Below are 23,999 nucleotides of genomic sequence, written 5' to 3'. Positions count from 1 at the left end.
GAGGGTGCGGTTTAGGAAGTGAGATATGGCCAGCGCCGTCCATGATGTGACGTCCGAGGAGTCGACCGCCCATCCGCCTGCGGAATCCGTGGTGGTGCGTTTCGCGGGGGATTCCGGCGACGGCATGCAGCTAACGGGGGGGCAATTCACGCTCTCCACCGCGCTGGCCGGTAACGATCTCGCGACCTTCCCCGATTTCCCCGCCGAGATCCGCGCACCGCAGGGCACCTTGTTCGGCGTATCCGCCTTCCAGATCAATTTCGGGTCGACTGCAATCGAGACCGCCGGCGACCAGCCCGACGTGCTGATCGCGATGAACCCGGCGGGCCTGAAGGTGAATGTCGATGCGCTGAAACCCGGCGGCCTGATCATCGCCGACGCGGGCGAATTCACCAAACGCAACCTCGACAAGGCGAAGTATGATGCCAGCCCGCTGACCGACGACAGTCTCGCCAAATGGCAGGTGCTGAGCTTCGACATCTCGCAACTCACGCTGGATGCTGTGAAGCCGTTCGGCCTCGGCAACAAGGAGGCGTTGCGCTGCAAGAATATGTGGACGCTCGGCTTGGCGCTCTGGATGTTCGATCGCGATCGCGCGCCGATCGTCGATTGGCTCAAAGCCAAGTTCGCGAAGATGCCGGTGCTGGCCGAGGCCAATATCGCGGCGCTCAACGCCGGACACGCTTACGGGGAAACCGCCGAACTCTCAGGGCCGATGAAGCAGCACCATATCGGCGTCGCGCCCGTCGCCCCCGGCCTGTACCGCACCGTTACCGGTGCCGAGGCGATCTCGATGGGCCTCGTCGCAGGTGCGCAGCTCGCCGGCGTGCCGATGTTCTTCGGCGGCTACCCGATCACCCCCGCCTCGGCGATCCTGCATCATCTGAGCCGCCTGAAAGAGTTCGGCATCACCACCTTCCAGGCCGAGGACGAGATCGCTGCGATCGCCTCCGCGATCGGCGCATCCTATGCCGGGCAGCTTGGTGTCACCTCTTCGTCCGGCCCCGGCATCGCGCTGAAGGGCGAGGCGATGGGGCTGGCGATCATGACCGAATTGCCGCTGGTCGTGGTCAACTCGCAACGCGGCGGGCCCTCGACCGGACTTCCCACCAAAACTGAGCAATCCGATCTATATCAAGCAGTCTATGGCAGAAACGGCGATGCCCCGATGCCGGTGATCGCCGCACGTTCCGCCGCCGATTGCTTCGACGTCGCGATCGAGGCGGTGCGCATCGCCACGCAATATATGACCCCCGTGATGCTGTTGACCGACGGCTATATCGCCAACGCCGCCGAACCCTGGGCGGTGCCGGATATGAGCAGTTACGAACCCTTCCCGGTGCAATTCCTCGAGGATGTGCCCGAAGGTGGCTTCAAGCCTTATGGCCGCGACGAGAAACTCGCCCGGCCCTGGGTCAAGCCCGGCACGCCCGGCCTGCTCCACCGCATCGGCGGCATCGAGAAGGCGGTCGGCACCGGCAACATCGATTACGGCGCCGCCAACCACCAGAAGATGACCGAAATCCGTCGTGACAAGGTGGCGAACATCGCCGTGCCCGATCAGCAGGTCGAGCTCGGCGAGGATCACGGCAAGCTCGTCGTGGTCGGCTGGGGGTCGACCTTCGGCCCGATCCATCAGGCGGTTCGCCGCGCCCGGAAGCGCGGGCTTGACGTCGCGCACGTCCACCTGCGGCATATCTGGCCGCTCCCGAAAAATCTCGGTGCATTGTTGGGAAATTACGCTCACATCCTGGTCCCCGAAATGAATACGGGTCAGTTGAAGACGGTGTTGCGCGACCAGTTCCTCGTCGATGCGAAGCCGCTCAACAAGGTCAGCGGGCAGCCCTTCATGATCGCCGAGATCGAGGCTGCGATCGACGCCATCTGCACCTGATCGAGAACCCTGGTTTCGTGTGAACTTGTGTGAACTTCGAAAGCCGCCCGATGAATGAAATGACCCCGATCAAGACCAGCCCGAAGGATTGGGAAACCGATCAGGAAGTGCGCTGGTGCCCCGGCTGCGGCGATTACGCGATCCTGAAGGCGGTGCAGCGCACCATGCCCGAACTCGGCGTGAAGCCCGAGAATACCGTGTTCGTTAGCGGCATCGGCTGCTCGTCGCGCTTTCCCTATTACATGGAAACCTACGGCTTCCACACCGTCCACGGCCGCGCGCCGGCGGTGGCGACGGGCGTGAAGCTGGCCAATCCCGACCTCGACGTGTGGATCATCACCGGCGACGGCGATGCGCTGTCGATCGGCGGCAATCACACGATGCACCTCCTGCGCCGCAATCTCGATTGCCAGGTGTTGCTGTTCAACAACGAGATTTACGGCCTGACCAAGGGGCAATATTCGCCCACCAGCCGCGTCGGTACGCGAAGCCCGTCCACCCCGTTCGGCTCGGTCGATCGCCCCGCATCCCCTTGCGCCTTCGCGCTCGGCAGCGGCGGCCGCTTCATCGCCCGCGCGATCGACGTGAACAAGAACCTGCCCGCCGTGCTCAAGGCTGCGCATGCCCACAAGGGCACCAGCTTCATCGAAATCTACCAGAATTGCATCGTCTACAACGACGATGTCTTTGCCGACTTCACCGACAAGGCCAATGCCGGGCTAGGCCAGCTTTGGGTCGAACACGGCGCGCCGCTGCTGTTCGCCGGCGGCACCAAGGGCATCGCGCTCGACCGTGACGCACTGGTCCTGAAGGTGGTCGATGTGGCGGACGGCGATTGGGCCAGCGCAGACGTCATCGTCCACAACCAGACCAACCGCGCCATCGCCCACATGCTGGTCGAAATGCCGCTGGTCGGCTTCCCGGTCGCCCTGGGCGTGATCTACAACGACCCAGCCCCCACCTTCGAAAGCGCAGTAGTCGCCCAAAACGCCGAAGCCGCAAAGGGCAAGAAGCCCGATCTGCAAAAGCTCCTGTCGCAGGGCCAGACCTGGCAGGTGGAGAAAGAGCCGCACGTGATTTAAGTCGGGTCTGAACCGTGGACCTATTTCAATTCCGTTCGTTTCGAGCCTAATCGAAACAGGGTACGAGCGTTGTTGCTTGACCGAGCTCAGAACATACGGAGTTAAGCGATTGCCGGCAGACCCAACCCTCCTCTGGCTCCGCCGAGACCTGCGCCTGTCCGACCACGCCGCCCTGATCGCCGCTGCCAACGAAGGCCCGGTAATCCCGGTCTACATCCTCGACGACGATACGCCCAAACACCGCAAGATGGGCGGAGCTTCCCGCTGGTGGCTGCACCACAGCCTGACGTCGCTCGACAAACATCTGCGTGAAAAAGGCTCCCGCCTGATCCTTCGCCGGGGCAAGGCAGACGACGTGCTCGGCAAGCTCGCCGAGGAAACCGGCGCCACCCGCGTCCATTGCCTGCGCCATTACGAACCCTGGTGGCGCAACGCCGAACGTGCCGTGGCCAAGACGCTCGATCTCGTCTGCCATGACGGCAATTACCTCAGCCCGCCGGGCACGATCACCACCGGGTCGGGCCAGCCGTACAAGATCTACACCCCGTTCTGGCGCGCGCTGAAGGAACAGATGCCCCCGCCAAACCCCGCATCGGCCCCGCAAGCCATCCCCGCACCATCGAGCTGGCCGAAGAGCGACACACTCGCAGACTGGAAACTGCTACCAACCAAGCCCGATTGGGCCACTGGCTTCGCCAAGGAATGGATCCCCGGGGAGGCCGCCGCAAAGGAGCGGCTCGCCGATTTCCTGCCCCACGCCGCCGAATATGACACTGGCCGCAACCTGCCGTCCGAAGAACTGACGTCGCGCCTCTCGCCGCACCTGCATTTTGGCGAAATCTCTCCAGCCACGATCTGGCACCACATCCTCAAGGCCAAGGGCGACGCGACCACGTATCTCAAGGAGATCGCTTGGCGCGATTATGCCCAGAACGTCATCCTGCAATTCCCCGATTACGGTCGCGAAAACGGCCGCCCCAATCTCGACAGCCTCGAATGGCGCACCGGGCCGGAGGCGAGCGCCGATCTGAAGGCATGGCAGCAGGGCCGCACCGGCTATCCGATCGTCGATGCCGGCATGCGCCAACTCTGGGCCACGGGCTGGATGCACAACCGCGTCCGCATGATCGCCGCATCCTTCCTGATCAAACACCTCCTGATCGATTGGCGACGGGGGGAGGACTGGTTCTGGGACACGTTGGTCGATGCCGATTACGGGTCGAACACGGTCAACTGGCAATGGACCGCCGGGACCGGCATCGATTCCAATATGTTCGTCCGCATCATGGCCCCGCTCAGCCAGTCGGAGAAGTTCGACGCCGCCGATTACATTCGCGAATGGGTGCCGGAACTGGCGGGCCTGGACGATACGACGATCCACGATCCCGACGAATCCGGGTGCCGCCCGAAAGCCTATCCGGCCAAGATCATCGGCCACCGCGAAGGTCGTGAACGCGCATTGGCGGCGGCGAAGCGAACGAAGTGAGAATCGCTTTTCGCCGCGCCCGGCGGCGTGCATGAAGCGGAAATCATGAATGCGGTGACACCGAACAGGGGGCGGCGCTTCGGCATGCCCAGGCGACCCGGGCGAAAAGGCCGGCGTAGCGACTGGCTGCTCAATCGCTTCCACGGCCTGTTCCACCGCATCCTCGACCGGATCGATGCCGGGCTGCAGGTCGGAGCGATCGAGGCGCAATTGCCCGATGGCACACGGCGGATGCTGGGGGGACGGGCACCCGGACCTGTCGCGATCGTCGATATGCCGAGCTGGCGCGCGATCGTGCGGCTCGTCACCGGCGGATCGGCCGGCTGGTACAAGGCCTGGGCGGCGGGTGACTGGTCCAGCCCCGATCCGGTGCCGCTGTTCGATCTGTTCATGCGCAACGCGGTGTCGCTGGGCGAGACCGCACGGGCAGGGGGGCTGGTGCGCTTCCTCGGCCGGCTGGCGCATCGCTTCCGCCGCAACGATAAGAAGGGATCGCGGCGCAACATCGAATTTCACTACGATCTCGGCAACGATTTCTACGCCCTGTGGCTCGATCCCGGCATGACCTATTCGAGCGCGATCTTCGAGACGCAGGACCAGCCGCTCGAAGACGCGCAGGCGACCAAGCTCCACGCCATGCTGGCCCGTACTGCCACCGCCCCCGGCGATACGATCCTGGAGATCGGCAGCGGCTGGGGCTCGTTCGCCGAAACCGCGGCGCGGGCCGGGCGCAACGTCCACGGCATCACGCTTTCCGCCGAACAGAAGGCGGCGGTGGATTTGCGCATGGCCGAGGCGGGGCTGGGCGGTGAGGTCACCGTGTCGCTCACCGATTATCGCGATGTCGCCGGGCAGTTCGATGCGGTGGTCAGCATCGAGATGGTCGAGGCGGTAGGGCAGGAATATTGGCCGGCCTATCTCGCTGCGATCTCCGCCGCGTTGAAACCCGGCGGACGCGCCGCGATCCAATACATCCTGATCGACGATGCGATCTTCGAATCCTACGCCCGCAACGTGGATTTCATCCAGCGCTACGTTTTTCCCGGGGGCATGTTGCTCTCCGAAAGCCGCTTCCGCGCGCTCGCCGAAGCGGAAGGGCTGGACTGGCAGGATCGGTTTGCCTTCGGCCTCGACTATGCGGAGACCTTGCGGCGCTGGCGCGTCGCGTTCGATGCGGCGGTTGATGCCGGGCAATTGCCGTCGGAATTCGACCAGCATTTCGTTGATCTGTGGCGCTATTATTTGATGTATTGCGAGGGCGGGTTCAGAGGCGGCGGCATCGATGTCGCCCAAGTGACCCTGATCAAACGATAAAGATAAAACGAACAACGGGAGGATGAGCATGCGCGGGATCGGAATGGGGATCGCCACGGCACTGGCGCTGGCGGGATGCGCCACCACGCCGCAATCGAGGCCAGCTGCCGCGACGCCAGTGGATACCGCGAAGCTGCAACAGGTCGGCGCGGCGATCCTGTTCTGGGATCAGGCCAAGCGCGATGCGACCTTCCCGGCAATGGAGACGGTATTTCCCGGCAATGTCGTGAAGCACGGCAAGCGCGTCCATCCGCTCCCCGCCGGCACGCCGCTGCCGATCGACGCGGCGACGGTCGATGCCTTCATGGCGCAGAACAACACCGCCGGGTTGATCGTATTGCAGGACGGCAAGGTCCGGCTGGAACGCTATGCGCGCGGCTATTCGGCGGGCGGGCGCTATACCAGCTTCTCGGTCGCCAAGTCGTTCACCTCCACTTTGGTCGGCGCGGCGATCAAGGACGGTTACATCAAGTCGGTCGAGGAACCGGTGACGAAGTACATCCCGGAGCTGGCCGGCAGCGGCTATGACGGGGTGAGCATCGCGCAATTGCTTACTATGACGTCGGGCGTGAAGTGGAACGAGGATTATACCGATCCCAAGTCCGACGTCGCCGGCATGTATCTCCGCCCGGTGCCGGCCGGCATGGACCCGACGATCGCCTATATGCGCACCTTGCCGCGCGACACGCCGCCGGGCCAGAAATGGGTCTACAAGACCGGCGAGACCAATCTGATCGGCGTGCTGGTTAGCAAAGCGACGAAGAAATCGTTGGCGTCCTATCTCAGCGAAAAGGTGTGGCAGCCGTTCGGGATGGAGCGCGATGCCTTCTGGATGGTCGATCAGTCGGGACAGGATATCGGCGGCTGCTGCCTGTCGGTGTCGCTACGCGATTACGCGCGGATGGGCGTGCTGGCGCTGGGCGGCGGTAAAGGCATCGTCGCGCCCGGCTGGTTCGCTGCGGCGACCTCGGCCAAGGCCGATATCGGCCGGCCGGGCTTCGGTTACGGGTATCAATGGTGGACCTACCCGGACGCGCGATACGGCGCTCAGGGCATTTTCGGGCAGAGCATCCTGATCGATCCGAAGCGCCGGATCGTCATCGCGATGTCGAGCGCTTGGCCGAAAGCGACGGGGTCGGACCTGTCGCTGGCGCGGATGGCTTTCCAGCAGAAGCTGATCGATGCGGCGGGGAAGTGACGCCAGCCTCGAATTCCGTCATCCCGGACTTGATCCGGGATCCAACGTGCCGCGATCGCGAGCTTCAATTATAGGCGGATCACCAAGCCGCTTGTTGGATCCCGGATCAAGTCCGGGATGACGGGTAGGGCGCTGGTCTCAACCCACCCGTTCGAAATGCCCGGTCTCGAAATCCTCGATCACCAGGGCGGTAATCCGATCCGCCACCACGTCCGGCGTCTTCACTGAAGCCGGATCCTCACCCGGATAAGCGCGCTCGCGCATCTTGGTGCGGGTCGCGCCGGGATCGACGATCGCGGTGCGGATGCTGCTGATGCGCTCCATTTCTTCGCCGTATGAGGTGAGCAACACTTCGAACGCAGCTTTGGACGCGCCGTACAGGCCCCAATAAGCGCGTGCCTTGCGGCCGACGCTGGAGGTGAGGCCGATGACGCGGGCGCGCTTCGATTTGCGCAGCATCGGGTCGAACGCGGTGATCATCGCGGTCTGCGCGCTGACGTTGAGGGTCAGGACTTGAGCCAGTTCCTTCGCGTCGATGCTCGGCACCGGCGTAAGACTGCCGAGCATCGCGGCGTTGAGCACCAGAATGTCGAGCGCGGGCCAACGCTCGCCGATCGCCACCGCCAGCCGACCGATGCTGTCGGTCGCGGCCAGATCGAGCGGCGCGATCGTCGCGCTGCCACCGGCATCGAAGATCGCGGTTTCGACCGCCTCCAGATCCTTGGCGGTGCGCGCAGTCAGCACGACATGCGCGCCGGCGGCGGCCAGCGCCTTGGCGGTGGCCGCGCCGATGCCGCGGCTGGCCCCGGTGACGAGGGCGATCTGGTTCTGGAGGGGGAGGTCAGTCATCAATCTTCCTTCGTCACCCCGGACTTGATCCGGGGTCCAACGGGCCGCAAAAGCTTCGGTCGGAAGCGCATGCCGCACGTTGGATGCCGGAACAAGCCCGGCATGACGGGTTCTCGTGAGGCTAAACCATCCGCTCGGCAAGCAAGGCGAACTGGTCGATCTGCACCACGTCGTCCTGATCGGTCAGGCTGGTCGGGTAATCGCCTGTGAAGCAGGCGTCGCAATGGCTCGGGCGGATCGCGTTGCGCTGCGGATCGCCCAGCGCTTTGTACAGGCCGTCGATCGAAACGAACGCCAGACTGTCGGCCTGGATATAGGTGTTCATCTCTTCGATGTTCATGTTGGCGGCCAACAGCTTGGCACGTTCCGGCGTATCGACGCCGTAGAAGCAGGAATGCCGGGTGGGGGGGGACGCGATGCGCATATGCACCTCCGCCGCGCCGGCATCCCGCATCATCTGCACGATCTTGAGCGATGTCGTGCCGCGCACGATCGAATCGTCGATCAGCACGATCTTTTTGCCCTTGATCAGCGCACGATTGGCATTGTGCTTCAGCTTCACGCCGAGATGCCGGACCTCGTTGTTCGGCTGGATGAAGGTACGCCCAACATAATGCGAGCGGATGATGCCCAGTTCGAACGGAATGCCCGATTGCTGCGCATAGCCTAGCGCGGCCGGCGTCCCCGAATCCGGCACCGGGATGACAAGATCGGCGTCGACCGGCGATTCGATCGCCAGCTGCGCGCCGATCGCCTTGCGCACCGTGTAGACGCTGCGATCTTCCGAGATCGAATCGGGCCGTGAGAAATAGACGTATTCGAAGATGCACGGGCGCGGCGCGACCTGGGCGAACGGGCGGTGCGACAGGATCTGGTCGCCCTTGACGATGACCAGTTCGCCCGGATCGATCGAGCGCACGAATTCCGCACCGCACACGTCGAGCGCGACGGTTTCCGATGCGAAGATCACCGCGTCACCCAATTTGCCCATCACGAGCGGGCGAATGCCGAGCGGATCGCGGCAGGCGATCATGCCCTCAGGCGTCATCACGATCAGCGAATAGGCACCCTCGACCTGCTTCAGCGCATCGATGAACTTGTCGACCACGGTGCGATAGTTGCTGGTCGCGACCAGATGGATGATCGTCTCGGTATCGCTGGTCGACTGGAAGATCGAACCACGCCGCACGAGATCGCGCCGGATGCGCATCGCGTTCGAGATGTTGCCGTTATGCGCGATGGCGAAACCGCCGCTCGCCAGATCGGCATAGAGCGGTTGCACGTTGCGCAACGCCGTCTCGCCGGTGGTCGAATAGCGCACATGGCCACAGGCGACGGTGCCGCGCAGCGCATTGATGATGTCGTCACGATCGAAATTGCCTGCGACATGGCCCATCGCGCGATGCGTGTGGAATTCGGCACCATCGAAACTGATGATGCCCGCCGCCTCCTGCCCGCGATGCTGCAACGCGTGCAGCCCCAGCGCGACGAGCGCTGCCGCGCCCTCGCTACCGGAAACGCCAAAAACGCCGCACTCTTCGCGCAGCTTGTCCCCATCGGGGGTGTCGAACGGATTGGTCGTCAGCATGGCGCCCTTCGGGGTGTTGCTTCGCCTGCCATATAGGCGCGCGATCCGGCTTTGTCGCGCATTTGTAAGAAACGCGGGAGCGATCCGCCGCATCGGCCGTTTTCCGGGCGTAATCAGGAGGCTGACGCCATGGCGAAGGATCACGGACCGAGCATCAAGGACGACAAATTGTACGAGGATCTGCGCCGCGACGGTGCCTCTCCCGAGAAAGCGGCGCGAATCGCAAACGCCAAGGCGGCTGGAACCCTAAAGCATCGCGGATCGGCGCTGGAGGACCGGACCAAGGCGGATTTGATGAAAGAGGCCCGGGAGATTGGGATCGCCGGGCGATCGAGGATGACCAAGGCGGAATTGGTAAGGGCGATTCGGCAGGAGTGACGATCCTTCCCGCGAGCGCTACACCCGCCTCATGCCCGACTCCCGCGACACCGGCCTGACGCTGAACCCCAAATACGACGCCTCCGGCCTGATCACCGCCGTCGCGACCGATCGCACCACCGGCGACGTGCTGATGCTCGCCCATATGAATGCCGAAGCGCTGGCCGCGACCGTCTCCACGCGCGAGGCGCATTTCTGGTCGCGCAGCCGTAACAAGCTCTGGAAGAAGGGCGAAAGCTCCGGGAACATCCTTCACGTCCACGACATCCGCATCGATTGCGATCAGGACGCGGTGTGGCTGATCGTCGATCCCGTCGGCCCGGCCTGCCACACCGGAGCGCGCAGCTGCTTCTTCCGCCGCATCGACGGCGACACGCTGACACCGGTCGAATGAAGCGCGCATTATTGGCCGCGTTGCTCCTCGCCGCCTGTTCCCGGCGAGATGCCACGCCCGCGCCGAGCGCAACCCCGGCCACCGGCCTCGAGGCCGCGGCGATCGCGGCGGGCGTAATCCCCGATCCGGCCAGCGCCGACATAACCGGCCTGTATGCGCGCGAGACCGACCGGGTGTGCATCGTGCCGGCGGCGAAGAATTATCGCATCGGCGTATTCGTCGATTATGGCGACAACCTCAGCTGCACCGGATCCGGCACCGTCACCCGCGATGGCGAGACGCTGAACATCGATCTTCCCGCCGCGCCGGGCTGCAGTTTCGATGCGCGCTTCGAAGGCGACCGCATCGTCTTCCCGGCCCAACTGCCCGAGGCCTGCGCCAAGGTCTGTCAGCGTCGCGCCTCGATCGCCGCGCTGGACGTCGAGCGGCTGAGCGAGTCGGCATCGGAAGCCTCGACATTGCGCGATGCCAAGGGACAGCTCCTGTGCGGTAGCGATTGACGTTCACGTAAGCGGAACCTAAATTGGCGACATGCAGAACGCCGTTCACGCGCCCGCTTATGTCACTGTGCCGCCGCACGACGATCGCGAACACTTCTCGATCTCGGACCTGTCGGTCGAATTCGGCGTCACCGCCCGCGCGCTGCGCTTCTACGAGGATGAAGGGCTGATCGCGCCGGAGCGGCGCGGCACGGCGCGGGTCTATTCGCACCGCGATCGCGCCCGGCTCGCGTGGATCCTGCGTGGCAAGCGCGTCGGTTTCTCGCTGACCGAAATCCGTGAGATGATCGACCTCTATGACATCGGCGACGGGCGCAGGGCGCAACGCACGGTTACGATCGAACGCTGTCAGGAGCGCATCGCGCTGCTCGCGGCGCAGAAACAGGATATCGACGCGGCGATCGCAGAATTGAATGCGTTCGTCGTCGTCCTTCGTACGAACCAAGGTTGAAGGAACACCCATGCCGCAATTCACCCCGCCCGTGCGCGACACGCGCTTCGTCCTCGAACATGTCGTCGGTTTGCAGAACTACGCCAATTTGCCCGGCTTCCAGAACGCGACGCCCGATATGGTCGATGCGGTCCTCGATCAGGGTGGCAAGTTCGTCGCTGAAGTGCTGTTCCCGATCAACCATTCGGGCGATCAGGAAGGCTGCACGCGCCACGACGACGGCAGCGTGACGACGCCCAAGGGTTTCAAGGAAGCGTATGCTGCGTTCGTGGAATCCGGCTGGGGCACGCTCAGCGCACCGGAGGCGTTCGGCGGGCAGGGCATGCCGCACGTCGTGTCGACCGCGTTCCAGGAATATATGATCTCCGCCAACATGGCGTTCGCGATGTATCCCGGCCTGACGCACGGCGCGATTGCCGCCCTGCTGGTCAAGGGCACCGACGAACAGAAGGCGAAGTACGTCCCCAAGATGGTCAGCGGCGAATGGGGCGGCACGATGAACCTGACCGAGCCGCAATGCGGCACCGATCTCGGCCTGATCCGCACCCGCGCCGAACCGAATGCCGATGGCTCCTATGCGATCACCGGCACGAAGATCTTCATCTCGTCCGGCGAGCATGATCTGACCTCAAACATCATCCACCTCGTCCTCGCCAAGACGCCGGGCGCGCCGGAAAGCTCGAAGGGCATTTCGTTGTTCGTCGTGCCCAAGTTCATGGTCGGCGACGACGGGTCGATCGGCGCGCGCAACGCCGTGTCGTGCGGCTCGATCGAACATAAGATGGGCATCCACGCCAATTCCACCTGCGTGATGAATTATGACGGCGCGACCGGCTGGCTGGTCGGAGAGGAGATGAAGGGCCTGGCCGCGATGTTCATCATGATGAACGCGGCGCGTCTGGGCGTCGGCCTTCAGGGTCTCGCCGTTGGCGAAACCGCCTATCAGAATGCCGTCCAGTATGCGCACGACCGCCGCCAGGGCCGCGCATTGACCGGCCCGAAGGAGCCGAACGAGAAGGCCGACACGTTGTTCGTCCACCCGGACGTGCGCCGCATGCTGATGGAAGCCAAGGCGATGACCGAGGGGCTTCGCGCGTTGTGCCTGTGGGGCGCGCTTCAGGCCGATCTCGAACATGCCGCGCCGACCGATGAGGAGAAGCAGTTGGCGGGCGATCTGCTCGGTCTGCTCACCCCGGTGATCAAGGGCTATGGCACCGACAAGGGCTATGAGATCGCGACCAATGCGCAGCAGGTGTATGGCGGCCACGGCTACATCGCCGAATGGGGCATGGAGCAATATGTCCGCGATGCGCGGATCGCGATGATCTACGAAGGCACCAACGGCGTGCAGGCGATGGACCTGGTCGGCCGCAAGCTGGCCACCAATGGCGGCCGCGCGGTGCAGGCGCTGTTCCGCATCGTCGCCGAGGATGTCGCGGCGGCCAAGGCGGTGCCGGAAACGGCGGCGTTCGCGGGCGCGCTCGAAAAGGCCAATGGCGAGCTTCAGGCGGCGACGATGTGGTTCATGCAGAACGGCATGCAGAACCCGGAGAACATCGGCGCCGGCGCGTACAATTACATGCAGATCATGGGCATCGTCGCGACCGGCCTGATGTGGCTGCGCATGGCGACCGCTGCCGTCAAGCTGAAGGCGGCGGGCGAGGGCGATCCCGCGTTCCTCGACGCCAAGCTGGTCACGGCGCGCTTCTTCGCCGAACGCATCATGCCGGATGCGGGCGCACTGCGCCGCAAGATCGAGGGCGGCGCGGAATCGCTGATGGCACTGCCGCCCGAGATGTTCATGGCGGCGTGATCTTTGCTGAAAGCCCTTTCTCTGGGAGAAAGGGCTTTTATAGCTGATGCGCTCGGAAGAACTTTCACTCTGGACCCGTTCCGGGGTCTACCAAATGGCATCTGATGCAAATTATGATGTAACTGCCCACATTGCGGCACGTTGGCCCCGGAACCGCTGGCACTCGTCCTGTTCATAAATACACGTCCCGTCATTTCCACGCGTGCGATTGTGCATGACCTCAGCCACAACCTTTGAGGCGAGACGTGATTCGACCTGCGCGGGAATGATGCGTTTATATCGGCACCCAGCCTACCGCGCCGCAAGATCGGGTGCGAATGGCTGATAGTGGTGGTGAGCGGCCCGGCAGCTTTCAGGCGCGAGGCACTAAAAGAGGCCGAAGTCAGAACAACGCCGCCATTCGGTTGCGATCATAGTCGAGGAGCCAATCTGCGAAGTCGGCATAAAGTCCTGTGAGCTTGGTCGGATCCTCGACAATAACGTCCATGCCTCGATCATCGTAGACATGCAGCATCGCAGGGATATCGGGATCGATCAGGAAAATTATGACCGGAGCATGAGGGTAAATCGGCATTTCTGACGCGACGGCGTGCCAAAGAAGCGTGTCTCGGGCAACTTTGTCATGACCCAAGTCATAACCGCGCAACGTCCATACCTCCGCCTCATTGCCCGCCGGATCAGGGTAAAGGCATGTTGACCATTCGGCGATCTGCGGTGCTGCAAATCCTGTAGATTGCAGGGCAACAAAGCCGTCTTTTACATCGTCAGGGAGACCAACTGGGTATGGCGTTCGACCATTCCACGCGACCACGCCTATGCAGGCCCCGGTAAATAACGCGTTAGCTACAGCCGATGCCCGCGAGTGACCTTGAAGAAAGCGGGGAACTTGCTGGACAGTGTTATCAAACTCCTCTCCGCTAAGCTCGAAGCGGAGCCGGAAGTCTTCAGAAGGAGGGGACGGTGACCAGAGGGCGGCCCATAAATGCTCTATAGAAGGATCGGTCATGCGGCTTCGTAACAGGATCATCGAACGTCGAGCAACGTCCGTTGTCAGGCACCGTTGACTCCGCGCCGAATGACCAAATCTGGGCGGAAGCGGTCATTGCTTTTTCGTCAAGCAAGTAGATTAAAGCCTTCCCGGAGGAAGATCATCAACGCCCCTCCGGCGTCGCGGTAGCCACCGGCTTCGGCGGCACGCCGGTAATCTCCACCCGCCGCCGCACCCCGGTCAGCGCATCCGGCGCAGGCTTGGCAACCGGCACCATCACCTTCGACCCCGGCAGTGTCTCCAGCCGGAAAGCCTCCGTCGCCGGGCGCACCGTCTGCACCGGCGGGGGCAGCATCTGCTGCTTCATGCATTGGGTCTTGTCTGCACGGGCAAATTCCGCGCAATTCCACAACGGCTTGTCATATCCGCGCGGACGGTCGCGGAGATAGCTGAAGGACATCGTGGCGATCTGGGCCGGTTGCAGCGGCAAAGCGGTCGGCGTCTTGGCCTTGCTGCTCCACCCCATGAACTTGCAATAGATCCGGTCGGCGCACGCCGCCACGGCCAGCTTCGCATAGCTTTCCGGCGTCAGCTTGGGATCGAGGGTGACGAGGAAAGCGCTGCCATCGTCTTCGGTCGGTGAGGGCAGGGTGCCGGTCACCGTCGCCGCCTCGATCTTGGCGGCCTCCGCCTCGGCCAGCGCAGCGCCGGTCTTGTGCGCATCCGACAAGGCGGCAAGCGCGGGGATCACCGGTTCGTTCGGCGAGACCATTCGGAGAAACGCGGGCGGCGTGCCCCACCAGCCGGTCCAGCGGAAGAACAGATGCGTGCGCACCCGCGCGACCTTGTCGAGGCTCGATTGCCAATACGGCACCACCCAATCGGTGTGATAATGCGTCGAATAGCCCACCGCCTTGAACACGCGGCCGGTCAACGCCAGCGCCGCCGTCTCCCGCGCCCGACGCCATGCGTCGTCCGACCAGGCATGCCGGACAAGTGCCCCATCGCAGGTGAAGGTGAACTGGCACCCGGTGTTGCGCTCCGATCCCTGGAACACCACGCCGCAGATCGTCTTGGGGAAAGCGGGGTGGCGTACGCGGTTGATGACGACCTGCCCGACCGAGCGCTGGCCGAGCGTGTCGTCGCCCGCTTCGTAGAGCATTGCCACGGCCATGCAGTCGGTCGCGCGCGCCTTGTCGTCATCGGTGCCGGTGAGGAAGAACGGGCGCGCGGCGGGATTGGGGTCGGTCGAGAACGGCACGGTCTTGTTGAAGTCGCGTGCCTCGTCGGGATCGAGATCCTGATAGGCGAGCGGCTCGACCGGCGGCACTTCGGCTTGCGGCACCACGCGTTGCGGCACCGCGGCGGCGCGGGGACGCGACTTGATCGGGGGTGCGGTGGCGACGATCAGCGCGGGTGCCGCAGTGGCGATCAGCGCTACGAGCCCGAGGATCGCGCGCAGGACCGGCGAGATCGGGGATTGGGTTTTCGGCATGCGCGGACCGATACAGAGCGGCGACTCGTAAGTCGATTCGCGGTGTCGAAGTTGCCGAAGGTGGCGCCTATTGCGGCCAGAAACCGGTGGCTTCGCACACATCCCAGGCGTTGACGGCCTTGTTGGAGCAGGCGCGGTCGCCTTTGGTGCAGGCGGCCAACGTCTCACGATATTGCGGTGCGCAGGCGGGAGGAGTCGTTGTTTCCCAAGCACTTGCGGCACCACGGCGGGTCGGGATCGGGCTCGACGCGGCGGCGTGGGCAGCGGGGACGGAAAGATCGGCGGCGCTCCGCTGACCGAACATGGCCGGCCAAATCTGGATCAGCGCCAGCATCGCGGTGATGCCGATCATCGCCTTACGCATTGAAATTCCCCATCGGCGCCCCGAACGCCGCCGGATCATTCATAATGGTTACCGGCGCTGCGCGATACCTGTATCATGACAGCGCCGGCCATTATTTGTCAGCTTTCGGGCAGGAAATCCGGCACCGACAGATACCGCTCGCCGGTATCGTAATTGAAGCCGAGCACCCGCGCATCGTCGGGCAGATCGGGCAGCTTCTGCAGGATGGCGGCGAGCGTCGCGCCGGACGAGATGCCGACCAGCATGCCCTCCTCGGTCGCGGCGCGGCGGGCCATGTCCTTGGCGACGGCGGCGTCGACCTGGATCGCGCCGTCGATCGCCTGGGTGTGGAGGTTGGCCGGCACGAAGCCAGCACCGATGCCCTGGATCGGATGCGGCCCCGGCTGCCCGCCGGAGATGACCGGCGATGCTTGCGGCTCGACCGCATAGACCTTCAGGTTCGGCCAGCTCTTCTTCAGCGTTTCCGCGACGCCGGTGATGTGTCCGCCGGTGCCCACGCCGGTGATGATCACGTCGATCGGCGTATCGGCGAAGTCCTTCAGGATTTCCTGTGCGGTCGTCCGCGTATGTACCTCGATATTAGCCGGATTTTCGAACTGCTGCGGCATCCAGCTATTGGGGGTTTGCTCGACCAGTTCCAGAGCGCGCTCGATCGCGCCCTTCATGCCCTTTTCACGTGGCGTCAGATCGAAGGTCGCGCCGTATGCCAGCATCAGGCGGCGACGTTCGATCGACATGCTTTCGGGCATGACGAGAACGAGCTTGTAGCCCTTCACGGCCGCCACCATCGCCAGGCCGACGCCGGTATTGCCCGAGGTCGGTTCGATGATCGTGCCGCCGGGCTTCAGGTCGCCCGAAGCCTCGGCCGCCTCGATCATCGCCAGCGCGATCCGGTCCTTGATCGAACCGCCCGGATTGGAGCGTTCCGACTTGATCCACACTTCGTTGCCCGGAAACAGACGCTGGAGGCGGATATGGGGAGTGTTGCCGATCGTCTCGAGGATCGTGTTGGCTTTCATGATACTGCCTCCAGTTGGTCTGCGGGGGGATCGAAGGTCTTCGCGCGGCGGATGCTGGGGAAGAGATAGGTCCACAGGATGGTCACTACAATCGCCCCGCCGCCGCCGACCAGCACCGCACCCACCGGCCCGAGCATCGAGGCGAGGAAACCGGATTCGGCCTCGCCCAGTTCGTTCGACGCGGAGATCGTGAGTTGCGAGACCGCGCCGACGCGGCCGCGCATCTCGTCCGGCGTGTAGAGCTGGATCAGCGACTGGCGGATATAGACCGAGAACATATCGGCCCCGCCCGCCACCGCCAGCGCCGCCACGCCGACCTCGAACGCATAAGCCGGCACGATCAGGTGCGCGATCCCGAACAGGATCGTCGCGCTGCCATAGACCAGCACCGAAATCAGCATGCGCGGACCGACATTGTGCTTGAGCGGGCGGATCGAGAAGATCAATGCGATCACCGACGCGCCGGCGGCAGGAGCAGCGGCGAGCAGGCTCAGGCCCTGCGCGCCGACCTTGAAGATATCGTGCGCATAGATCGGCAGCAGCGCACTCGTGCCCGCCAGGAACACCGCGAACAGGTCCAGCGTGATCGTGCCCAGCACCAGCTTGTTCTGCCCGACATAACGCAGCCCGTCGATGATCTGTCGCACCGGATGCGCCGCCGAGCGTGGCGGCTGCGCGACGCGGCCGATCAGCAACAGACACAACAGCGCGACGCCGAACAAAGCGACCGCCAGCCAGTATGCGCCACTCTGTGCGTGCGCGAAAGCGAAGCCGCCGATCGCGGGGCCGATGATCGTGCCGACCTGCCACGAGATCGAGCTGAGCGCTATCGCCGTCGGAAGCACCTCGCGCGGCACCAGATTGGGTGCGAGCGCGGAAAAGGCCGGGCCGGAAAAGGCCCGCGCCAGCCCGAGCAGCACGGCAACGGAAAACAGGATCGGCAGCGAGATCCAGCCCTCATAGGTCGCGAGCGCGAGGATGAAGGCGCAGAGCAGTTGCAGGCTGACGGTGATCCGCGTGATCCAGCGCCGGTCGAAGCGATCCGCGACGAATCCCGAAATCGGCGTAGTCAAAAACAGCGGCAGGAATTGCAGCAGCCCGATCAGCCCCAATTGCGCCGCCGCCGCGCTCAGGCTCATCCCCATGTCCTCGCGGGCGATGGTGTAGACCTGCCAGCCGATGACGATGATCATCGCGTTCTGCGCGATCGTCATGGCGAAGCGCGCCACGAAATAGGCGCGGAAATTGGCGATGCGCAGCGGGTGGGCGGGCGCAGGATCGGGGGCAGGGTTCATCTGGGACGGCTTTAGGCGGGGCGTTGCGGCCGGGGCAATCATCGATTGCTTGGGGGCATGAAACTTCTGCGTGTCGCGGACGATTGATGTCACGACCAAAAGGCGCTTATACGCGCGCTTCTCCTCCCCAAGGAAAACGAGGTTCCAGCCTGTGGCAAAAGCCCCCGCCGCCCGAAAGATCGAACCGCTCGCTGCCAATCGCGAGCGCCCCGACGAGCCGAAACTGTACGAAGCGTCGAAAGACGAACTGCTCGAATTCTACAAGCAGATGCTGCTCATCCGCCGCTTCGAGGAGAAGGCCGGGCAGCTTTACGGCCTCGGCTTGATCGGCGGTTTCTGCCATCTGTATATCGGGCAGGAGGCGGTCGCGGTCGGCCTGCAATCGGCGCTGTCGGACAAGGACAGTGTGATCACCGGCTATCGCGATCACGGCCATATGCTTCTTTGCGGGATCCCGCCCAAGGACGTGATGGCGGAGCTGACCGGGCGTCAGGCCGGCATTTCCAAGGGCAAGGGCGGCTCGATGCATATGTTCAGCGTCGAGCATAAATTCTATGGCGGGCACGGCATCGTCGGTGCTCAGGTGTCGCTCGGCACCGGCCTCGGCTTCGCGCATAAGTATAACGAGGATGGCGGAGTGTGCCTGGCCTATTTCGGCGATGGTGCGTCGAATCAGGGGCAGGTCTACGAGAGCTTCAACATGGCCGAGCTGTGGAAGCTGCCGGTCATCTATGTGATCGAGAACAATCAGTACGCGATGGGCACATCGGTGAACCGCGCGTCGTCCGAAGACCAGTTGTACCGGCGTGGCGAATCGTTCCGCATCCCGGGCATCCAGGTCGACGGCATGGACGTGTTGGCGGCTCGTGGCGCGGCGGAAGAGGCGCTTGCCTGGGTTCGCGCGGGCAAGGGGCCGATCATCCTCGAGATGAAAACCTATCGCTATCGCGGCCATTCGATGTCCGATCCAGCGAAGTACCGCTCGCGCGAGGAGGTGCAGGCGGTTCGCGACAAGTCCGATCCGATCGAGCATTGCAAGAAGCTGCTCGAGGAAGCCGGCGTCAAGGAAGACGAGCTGAAGGAGATCGAGAAGGAGATCCGCAAGGTCGTCGCCGATGCGGCCGACTTCGCCGAAACCGCGCCCGAGCCGGAACCGGCCGAACTGTATACCGACGTGCTGGTGGAAAAATACTGATGCCCATCGAGATCAAGATGCCCGCCCTCTCCCCCACGATGGAGGAGGGCACGCTGGCCAAATGGCTGGTCAAGGAAGGCGATGTCGTGAAATCCGGCGACATCATGGCCGAGATCGAGACCGACAAGGCGACGATGGAATTCGAAGCCGTGGACGAAGGCACGATCGGCAAGATCACCGTCGCCGAGGGGACCGACAATGTGAAGGTCGGCACCGTCATCGCCACGTTGCTGGAAGAGGGCGAAAGCGCGGATGCTGCGCCGGCCGCAGCTCCGAAGGTAGATGCTCCGAAGGAAGAGCCCAAGGAAGCCGCAGCGCCCCAGAAGGCAGAGAGCGGCACCAAGCAGCTGGTCGATGCCGCGTCGCACAGCGCCGAGATATCCGATCCCGCGATCCCGGAAGGGACCGAGATGATCAAGGTCACGCTGCGCGAGGCATTGCGCGATGCGATGGCCGAGGAAATGCGCAAGGACGACCGCGTCTTCGTGATGGGCGAGGAAGTCGCCGAATATCAGGGCGCGTACAAGGTGACGCAGGGCCTGCTCGACGAGTTCGGGCCGAAGCGCGTGATCGACACGCCGATCACCGAATATGGTTTCGCCGGTGTCGGCACGGGGGCCGCCATGGGCGGACTGCGGCCGATCGTCGAATTCATGACGTTTAACTTCGCGATGCAGGCGATCGACCACATCATCAATTCGGCCGCCAAGACGAACTACATGTCCGGCGGCCAGATGCGCTGCCCGATCGTGTTCCGCGGGCCGAACGGCGCGGCCTCCCGCGTAGGCGCGCAGCATTCGCAGAACTACGGCCCATGGTATGCCAGCGTGCCCGGCCTGATCGTGATCGCACCCTATGATGCGGCGGATGCAAAGGGGCTGCTCAAGGCGGCGATCCGCACCCAGGATCCGGTCGTCTTCCTCGAAAACGAACTGCTCTACGGCCGCACGTTCGAAGTGCCGGCGCTCGACGATTACGTCCTGCCGATCGGCAAGGCGCGCGTGATGCGCGAAGGCAAGGACGTGACGATCGTAAGCTATTCGATCGGCGTGGGCCTAGCGCTCGAAGCTGCCGACAAGCTGGCGGAAGAGGGCATCGACGCGGAGGTAATCGACCTGCGCACGCTGCGCCCGCTCGACAAGGCCGCGGTGCTGAAGAGCCTGAAGAAAACCAACCGTCTGGTCGTGGCGGAAGAGGGATGGGCCACCTGCTCGATCGCGTCGGAAATCGTCGCGATCTGCATGGAGGAAGGCTTCGACGATCTCGACGCCCCCGTCCTGCGCGTGGCGAACGAAGACGTTCCGTTGCCCTACGCGGCGAATCTGGAAAAGCTGGCCTTGTTGAGTTCGGCCAAGATCGTGGACACGGTGAAGAAGATCGTTTGAGCCTGACCGCACCCCGGATCGTGCCGGGGTGCGGTAGGCATTATCTTACGTCGTGTGCAGATCGCACGTCATCCGCGATCCAGAGGTGCTGTTGTAGATCTTCGTAAAGTCGCGATTGTCGCGGACGATGAACGACGCGGTATATTTCATCTTCGCCGGGGTCATGAACAGAGACCCGATCAACGGCTTATAGTCGTAATAGATCTCGACATACATCACGCCCGAATTGTTCGGCGAAAGGACCTTGTTGGCACCATCGCCCATACCCGCCGGAACCGCCACGCCCTGATTGTCAGTCGCTGTATCCTGTCCATCATTGGCATCGATCGTGCCGAGCGTCTGGTCGTAGGTCGATTCGTATCCGGCCGCCTTCACGCCGATGCAGCGCTGCCAATGAATGCGCTGCACGCCGGACGGTGCTTCCAGGCTGGATAAAGTCACCCGTCCGTTGGTGGTCAGGCCGATAGACGCGCCCTGAAGGCGGATGGCCTGAAAGATGTCCGTGATGTCGGTCTCGCGAAGCTGTTGCGTGCTGCCCGAGGCCGTCCCCACGCGAGAGGCGTTGTCGGCGAGGTTGAGCGCGATCTGGCTGATGCGCATGTTTACCAGCGCCAGATTCGCCGTCTCGACGCCGTACATACCGATCCCCAACACCAGCGGCAGGCCGAAGGCGAACTCGAGCAAAGCCAGGCCGCTCTGGTCACGGCGCAGCCGCCGCAAGCTTGTGCCGATGCGCCGAACGGGCGTCGCGCGCGCGATCATGGGCACACCTTCTTCACGGCCGGCGTCGCCTGATTGGCATAAGGCTGATTCTTCAGAATCGTCGTCGAACTCAACGTCTGGCGGTCGCTCCAGCCCAGAAAGCTGACGACCGGGAACATGCGCGGATAGGTGATGCTCATCGTGTACATCGCGACATCGTTCGCGCCGCCCTGACCCGCGGCACCGGGATCGGCATCCCAATTATTGTTGGCATTGACGTCGTCGAAGCATTCGCCGGGATCGAGCACGCCATTGCTGTTGGTGTCGTAGATATATTCCGGCTTGATGGTGCCGAATTGCGAATAGCTCTTGCGCGTCGAGCACCACGTGCTGGCCGCCGGACTGGTGGCGCAGGATTGCGTCATGGTCTTGGTGATCGCGCCGACCAGGGTGATCACCTTGGCGTCGATCGTGGCGGCATTGCCCGCGCCGCCCTGAATGGCGGAATCGCGCGCCGCCTTCTGCACCGCGCCGTTCAGCTGCACTTGCAGATATTCCTGATACGTCATCTCGCTCAGGCCCATGATCAACGTCATCAGGACCGGCGCGACGATAGCGAATTCGATGATCGTCGCGCCGCGTTCGTCGTGCTTCAGCCGACGCGGCAGGTGCCGCCGCCTCACTTCGAGATCCTGAGCGCGCCAACATGCTTGGCGATGTTGGCGAAGGCCGCCGACACGTCGGACGAGGTGCCGGCATAAACCGCCTGGGTCGGGCTGGACGCGCAGGCGGTCAACTGCGTGGTCACGGCCTGGCCGACGGCGACCACCCAAACGTCGATCCCTAACGATTTCGCCTTCGAACATTCCGCCAGGAACCGCTGGTTGTGGTAATTCTGATAGGTCGTGGCGTCGTTATAATCGCCGTTGGTGACGCGCTTGTCGAATTGCTCCAGTGCGTACATGCCATAGATGTTGATGTTCGGTGCCATGTCGCCATCGGTCATGAAGATCAGCACGCGATTGGGATCCTGACGTCCCGCCCAAGGTGCCGTATCGCTGGCGAAGATACCGTTGGGTGACAGCATGCGCGTGCCCCAGATCATGCCGGTATCGTGATAGGTGCCGCCGATCGCGCGGAAATCAGGGGCGTTCACGTAAGCGCTGACATCGGCGCGAGCCATTACCTTCAGGCGCTGCACGGGTTTCCCACAGCTGACATAGCCGGCCTGCAAGCGCGAGGCGGAGCCCAAAGAAGGTCGATTGGTTGTATCGTCGCCGTTGGTCGAATCCGGATCGTAATAGCGATCATAAATGATGTCCGGCCACATCGGACGCCAGCGCGTGGACGTCGCGCTGGTCGGGATCAGGTCGGGATCGAGATCGGGCGGCAGATTGGCCGTCGCGAAGCTGCTTGCACCTGCGGTCGTATCGCGTTCCTCGATGCACCCCGCCCAGCGCGACGTGGCCGTGTTCACCTTGGTGGGATCGTCCACGACACCCCCGGCCACATAGCCCGACACGTCGAACGGGTATTGGGCGTAGGTCCATTTGGGCAGATAGGTCGTCGTCACGACCGTGCAGGTCGTGCCGCTACGGCTCGACGTGACCATGGTCGCCTTTGGGCCGGGACTTCCGGTCGAATTGTCGTAGCCGGTCGCGGGCGTACGGGGCTGGGCATATCCGTTGCAGGTCGACGAACTGGTATTGTTGTAGGTGGCGGTCGAAGTCGACGCATTCTCGCCGTTCAGCTTGCGGGACTGGTAGTTCCAGGTCTGCGATCCGCTACCGCCCACCATGTAGGCGGGGCTCCTGTCCATGATCGCCCGCCCGGCGTTTACCGTCGAGGTATAGGTCACGAATCCATAGCGAACATTGGTCGTCGGATCCGCCGTGTTGACCATCGTGTCGTAGAAGCTGAGGACGGCCGCGCGCAGCGCGGCGATGCGCGATCCGCTCTTCTCGGGCACGTAATAGCCGGTGGAGCCGGGGTAGCCGCCAACGCTCAGATTGCCGCTGGCCGTGCCATCGGCCGGCTTGGTGTAGGTCGTCGTGCCGGCATTGCCGACATAGGTGCTGCAGGCGCTGGTCGAATCCTGCGGCAGGCAGGACATCGATCCCGTCGTATCCAACACGAACATGATGTCGGTATCGGCAACGTCGTAGCGCGCCTCGCACGTCAGGTTGAGCGTAACGTCCGGCATCTTGAACATCTTCATGATCGACATCGGCACAGTGGCCGTTGCCGTACCGCTGACCTGATTGTCGCTCGTTTTGCTGGGCGCGAAAGCAACGGCGGTGGTGTTGAGCCAGCCTTCACGGAAATTGTTGACGAAGAACGCCTTGGCCTGATCGTACGAGGCGGCATCGAGCGTGGAGCCGGACGAGACCATATTCTTGCGGCCGGCCAGGACGCCGGCGTCGCACGCCTGCTGCAGACGAACCTTGACGACGTAGAGGCGGCCCATGTCCACAGCGGACCCAGCGAGCGCCGACAGCGGCACGAGCGCGATCGCCATCATCGCCAGCGTGTTGCCGCCGATGTCCCGCTTCAGTCGGCCGAAAAAGGTCTTGGCTGTCGCCGACCTGCGCTTAAATCCCCACATCCAG

At 63.6% G+C, this 23,999-nt stretch carries 22 protein-coding genes; 12 read left to right on the top strand and 10 right to left on the bottom strand.

Annotation, left to right across the window (positions count from 1 at the left end):
• Window positions 1–25 precede the first annotated feature (25 nt).
• The 5 genes from U1738_RS01915 to U1738_RS01895 all read left to right on the top strand — a co-directional run bounded on the left by U1738_RS01915 (window position 26) and on the right by U1738_RS01895 (window position 6,974).
• Window positions 26–1,894: a 2-oxoacid:acceptor oxidoreductase subunit alpha gene (locus tag U1738_RS01915; protein ID WP_332787344.1), complete on the top strand. Its 1,869-nt coding sequence runs from the start codon at window positions 26–28 to the stop codon at window positions 1,892–1,894.
• A 50-nt stretch (window positions 1,895–1,944) separates the two neighbouring features.
• The gene (locus U1738_RS01910) at window positions 1,945–2,976 is read left to right on the top strand and encodes a 2-oxoacid:ferredoxin oxidoreductase subunit beta (protein ID WP_332787343.1); all 1,032 of its coding nucleotides are present in this window, start codon (window positions 1,945–1,947) and stop codon (window positions 2,974–2,976) included.
• Between the two features lie 109 nt (window positions 2,977–3,085).
• Window positions 3,086–4,462 (top strand): cryptochrome/photolyase family protein, encoded by a 1,377-nt coding sequence (locus U1738_RS01905; protein WP_332787342.1) that lies wholly within the window; start codon window positions 3,086–3,088, stop codon window positions 4,460–4,462.
• A 45-nt stretch (window positions 4,463–4,507) separates the two neighbouring features.
• Window positions 4,508–5,776, top strand: a complete 1,269-nt coding sequence (locus tag U1738_RS01900) for a class I SAM-dependent methyltransferase (RefSeq protein WP_332787341.1) — start codon at window positions 4,508–4,510, stop codon at window positions 5,774–5,776.
• 28 nt (window positions 5,777–5,804) lie between these two features.
• Window positions 5,805–6,974 carry a serine hydrolase domain-containing protein gene (locus U1738_RS01895; protein WP_332787340.1) on the top strand — a complete coding sequence of 390 codons (1,170 nt, stop codon included), beginning with the start codon at window positions 5,805–5,807 and terminating at the stop codon, window positions 6,972–6,974.
• 138 nt (window positions 6,975–7,112) lie between these two features.
• Here the strand turns inward: U1738_RS01895 and U1738_RS01890 are convergent, their stop codons facing one another.
• Both U1738_RS01890 and purF read right to left on the bottom strand, forming a co-directional pair.
• Entirely contained in the window at window positions 7,113–7,823 is a 711-nt protein-coding gene (locus U1738_RS01890; RefSeq protein WP_332787339.1) for an SDR family NAD(P)-dependent oxidoreductase, read from the bottom strand.
• A gap of 121 nt (window positions 7,824–7,944) precedes the next feature.
• Window positions 7,945–9,411 carry an amidophosphoribosyltransferase gene (purF, locus tag U1738_RS01885; protein ID WP_332787338.1) on the bottom strand — a complete coding sequence of 489 codons (1,467 nt, stop codon included), beginning with the start codon at window positions 9,409–9,411 and terminating at the stop codon, window positions 7,945–7,947.
• Between the two features lie 129 nt (window positions 9,412–9,540).
• Here purF and U1738_RS01880 point away from each other — a divergent pair, with 129 nt between their 5' ends.
• From U1738_RS01880 to U1738_RS01860, 5 genes are read left to right on the top strand one after another with little or no spacing between them, the layout of a single operon-like run.
• Complete coding sequence (locus U1738_RS01880) at window positions 9,541–9,789, top strand: DUF7218 family protein (RefSeq protein WP_332787337.1); 249 nt, start codon at window positions 9,541–9,543, stop codon at window positions 9,787–9,789.
• 31 nt (window positions 9,790–9,820) lie between these two features.
• The gene (gene hisI / locus U1738_RS01875; protein WP_332787336.1) at window positions 9,821–10,183 is read left to right on the top strand and encodes a phosphoribosyl-AMP cyclohydrolase; all 363 of its coding nucleotides are present in this window, start codon (window positions 9,821–9,823) and stop codon (window positions 10,181–10,183) included.
• The gene (locus U1738_RS01870; RefSeq protein WP_332787335.1) at window positions 10,180–10,683 is read left to right on the top strand and encodes a hypothetical protein; all 504 of its coding nucleotides are present in this window, start codon (window positions 10,180–10,182) and stop codon (window positions 10,681–10,683) included. The genes hisI and U1738_RS01870 overlap by 4 nt, the downstream gene beginning before the upstream one ends.
• A gap of 31 nt (window positions 10,684–10,714) precedes the next feature.
• Entirely contained in the window at window positions 10,715–11,134 is a 420-nt protein-coding gene (locus tag U1738_RS01865; protein WP_332787334.1) for a MerR family transcriptional regulator, read from the top strand.
• A gap of 10 nt (window positions 11,135–11,144) precedes the next feature.
• The gene (locus U1738_RS01860; RefSeq protein ID WP_332787333.1) at window positions 11,145–12,947 is read left to right on the top strand and encodes an acyl-CoA dehydrogenase C-terminal domain-containing protein; all 1,803 of its coding nucleotides are present in this window, start codon (window positions 11,145–11,147) and stop codon (window positions 12,945–12,947) included.
• Window positions 12,948–13,329: 382 nt separating this feature from the next.
• Here U1738_RS01860 and U1738_RS01855 read toward each other — a convergent pair whose 3' ends face one another.
• The 5 genes from U1738_RS01855 to U1738_RS01835 form a co-directional block, all read right to left on the bottom strand.
• A complete protein-coding gene (locus U1738_RS01855) occupies window positions 13,330–13,953 on the bottom strand; it encodes a DUF3885 domain-containing protein (RefSeq protein WP_332787332.1) in 624 nt (207 codons plus the stop codon).
• A gap of 145 nt (window positions 13,954–14,098) precedes the next feature.
• Entirely contained in the window at window positions 14,099–15,430 is a 1,332-nt protein-coding gene (locus tag U1738_RS01850; RefSeq protein WP_332787331.1) for a cell wall hydrolase, read from the bottom strand.
• 67 nt (window positions 15,431–15,497) lie between these two features.
• On the bottom strand, window positions 15,498–15,782 hold the full coding sequence (locus U1738_RS01845) for a hypothetical protein (RefSeq protein ID WP_332787330.1): 285 nt from the start codon (window positions 15,780–15,782) through the stop codon (window positions 15,498–15,500).
• A gap of 110 nt (window positions 15,783–15,892) precedes the next feature.
• Window positions 15,893–16,813, bottom strand: coding sequence for a cysteine synthase A (cysK, locus tag U1738_RS01840; protein WP_332787329.1), 921 nt, complete (start codon window positions 16,811–16,813; stop codon window positions 15,893–15,895).
• The gene (locus tag U1738_RS01835) at window positions 16,810–18,108 is read right to left on the bottom strand and encodes an MFS transporter (protein WP_332787328.1); all 1,299 of its coding nucleotides are present in this window, start codon (window positions 18,106–18,108) and stop codon (window positions 16,810–16,812) included. The genes cysK and U1738_RS01835 overlap by 4 nt, the downstream gene beginning before the upstream one ends.
• A gap of 151 nt (window positions 18,109–18,259) precedes the next feature.
• Between U1738_RS01835 and pdhA the strand changes: the two genes are divergently transcribed.
• Entirely contained in the window at window positions 18,260–19,303 is a 1,044-nt protein-coding gene (gene pdhA, locus U1738_RS01830; RefSeq protein WP_332787327.1) for a pyruvate dehydrogenase (acetyl-transferring) E1 component subunit alpha, read from the top strand.
• A complete protein-coding gene (locus tag U1738_RS01825) occupies window positions 19,303–20,688 on the top strand; it encodes a pyruvate dehydrogenase complex E1 component subunit beta (protein WP_332787326.1) in 1,386 nt (461 codons plus the stop codon). The genes pdhA and U1738_RS01825 overlap by 1 nt, the downstream gene beginning before the upstream one ends.
• Window positions 20,689–20,733: 45 nt before the next feature.
• Here the strand turns inward: U1738_RS01825 and U1738_RS01820 are convergent, their stop codons facing one another.
• The 3 genes from U1738_RS01820 to U1738_RS01810 are packed head-to-tail and all read right to left on the bottom strand — an operon-like array spanning window position 20,734 to window position 23,995.
• Window positions 20,734–21,450 carry a TadE/TadG family type IV pilus assembly protein gene (locus tag U1738_RS01820; protein WP_332787325.1) on the bottom strand — a complete coding sequence of 239 codons (717 nt, stop codon included), beginning with the start codon at window positions 21,448–21,450 and terminating at the stop codon, window positions 20,734–20,736.
• Entirely contained in the window at window positions 21,447–22,073 is a 627-nt protein-coding gene (locus U1738_RS01815; RefSeq protein WP_332787324.1) for a TadE/TadG family type IV pilus assembly protein, read from the bottom strand. The genes U1738_RS01820 and U1738_RS01815 overlap by 4 nt, the downstream gene beginning before the upstream one ends.
• Entirely contained in the window at window positions 22,070–23,995 is a 1,926-nt protein-coding gene (locus U1738_RS01810) for a TadE/TadG family type IV pilus assembly protein (protein ID WP_332787323.1), read from the bottom strand. The genes U1738_RS01815 and U1738_RS01810 overlap by 4 nt, the downstream gene beginning before the upstream one ends.
• Between the last annotated feature and the right edge of the window lie 4 nt (window positions 23,996–23,999).

Source organism: Parasphingomonas caseinilytica, assembly GCF_036663755.1.
Taxonomy (GTDB): Bacteria; Pseudomonadota; Alphaproteobacteria; order Sphingomonadales; family Sphingomonadaceae; genus Sphingomonas.
The sequence above is the reverse complement of the archived record's forward strand: the minus strand, read 5'-3'. Positions and strand labels throughout refer to the sequence as shown.

Excerpts from the sequence above, each read along its gene's own strand:
- U1738_RS01915 (WP_332787344.1), top strand. The coding sequence starts at position 26 with ATGGCCAGCGCCGTCCATGATGTGACGTCCGAGGAGTCGACCGCCCAT.
- U1738_RS01910 (WP_332787343.1), top strand. The coding sequence starts at position 1,945 with ATGAATGAAATGACCCCGATCAAGACCAGCCCGAAGGATTGGGAAACC.
- U1738_RS01900 (WP_332787341.1), top strand. The coding sequence starts at position 4,508 with ATGAATGCGGTGACACCGAACAGGGGGCGGCGCTTCGGCATGCCCAGG.
- U1738_RS01895 (WP_332787340.1), top strand. The coding sequence starts at position 5,805 with ATGCGCGGGATCGGAATGGGGATCGCCACGGCACTGGCGCTGGCGGGA.
- U1738_RS01890 (WP_332787339.1), bottom strand. The coding sequence starts at position 7,823 with ATGACTGACCTCCCCCTCCAGAACCAGATCGCCCTCGTCACCGGGGCC.
- purF (WP_332787338.1), bottom strand. The coding sequence starts at position 9,411 with ATGCTGACGACCAATCCGTTCGACACCCCCGATGGGGACAAGCTGCGC.
- U1738_RS01880 (WP_332787337.1), top strand. The coding sequence starts at position 9,541 with ATGGCGAAGGATCACGGACCGAGCATCAAGGACGACAAATTGTACGAG.
- hisI (WP_332787336.1), top strand. The coding sequence starts at position 9,821 with ATGCCCGACTCCCGCGACACCGGCCTGACGCTGAACCCCAAATACGAC.
- U1738_RS01870 (WP_332787335.1), top strand. The coding sequence starts at position 10,180 with ATGAAGCGCGCATTATTGGCCGCGTTGCTCCTCGCCGCCTGTTCCCGG.
- U1738_RS01865 (WP_332787334.1), top strand. The coding sequence starts at position 10,715 with ATGCAGAACGCCGTTCACGCGCCCGCTTATGTCACTGTGCCGCCGCAC.
- U1738_RS01860 (WP_332787333.1), top strand. The coding sequence starts at position 11,145 with ATGCCGCAATTCACCCCGCCCGTGCGCGACACGCGCTTCGTCCTCGAA.
- U1738_RS01855 (WP_332787332.1), bottom strand. The coding sequence starts at position 13,953 with ATGACCGATCCTTCTATAGAGCATTTATGGGCCGCCCTCTGGTCACCG.
- U1738_RS01850 (WP_332787331.1), bottom strand. The coding sequence starts at position 15,430 with ATGCCGAAAACCCAATCCCCGATCTCGCCGGTCCTGCGCGCGATCCTC.
- U1738_RS01845 (WP_332787330.1), bottom strand. The coding sequence starts at position 15,782 with ATGATCGGCATCACCGCGATGCTGGCGCTGATCCAGATTTGGCCGGCC.
- cysK (WP_332787329.1), bottom strand. The coding sequence starts at position 16,813 with ATGAAAGCCAACACGATCCTCGAGACGATCGGCAACACTCCCCATATC.
- U1738_RS01835 (WP_332787328.1), bottom strand. The coding sequence starts at position 18,108 with ATGAACCCTGCCCCCGATCCTGCGCCCGCCCACCCGCTGCGCATCGCC.
- U1738_RS01825 (WP_332787326.1), top strand. The coding sequence starts at position 19,303 with ATGCCCATCGAGATCAAGATGCCCGCCCTCTCCCCCACGATGGAGGAG.
- U1738_RS01820 (WP_332787325.1), bottom strand. The coding sequence starts at position 21,450 with ATGATCGCGCGCGCGACGCCCGTTCGGCGCATCGGCACAAGCTTGCGG.
- U1738_RS01810 (WP_332787323.1), bottom strand. The coding sequence starts at position 23,995 with ATGTGGGGATTTAAGCGCAGGTCGGCGACAGCCAAGACCTTTTTCGGC.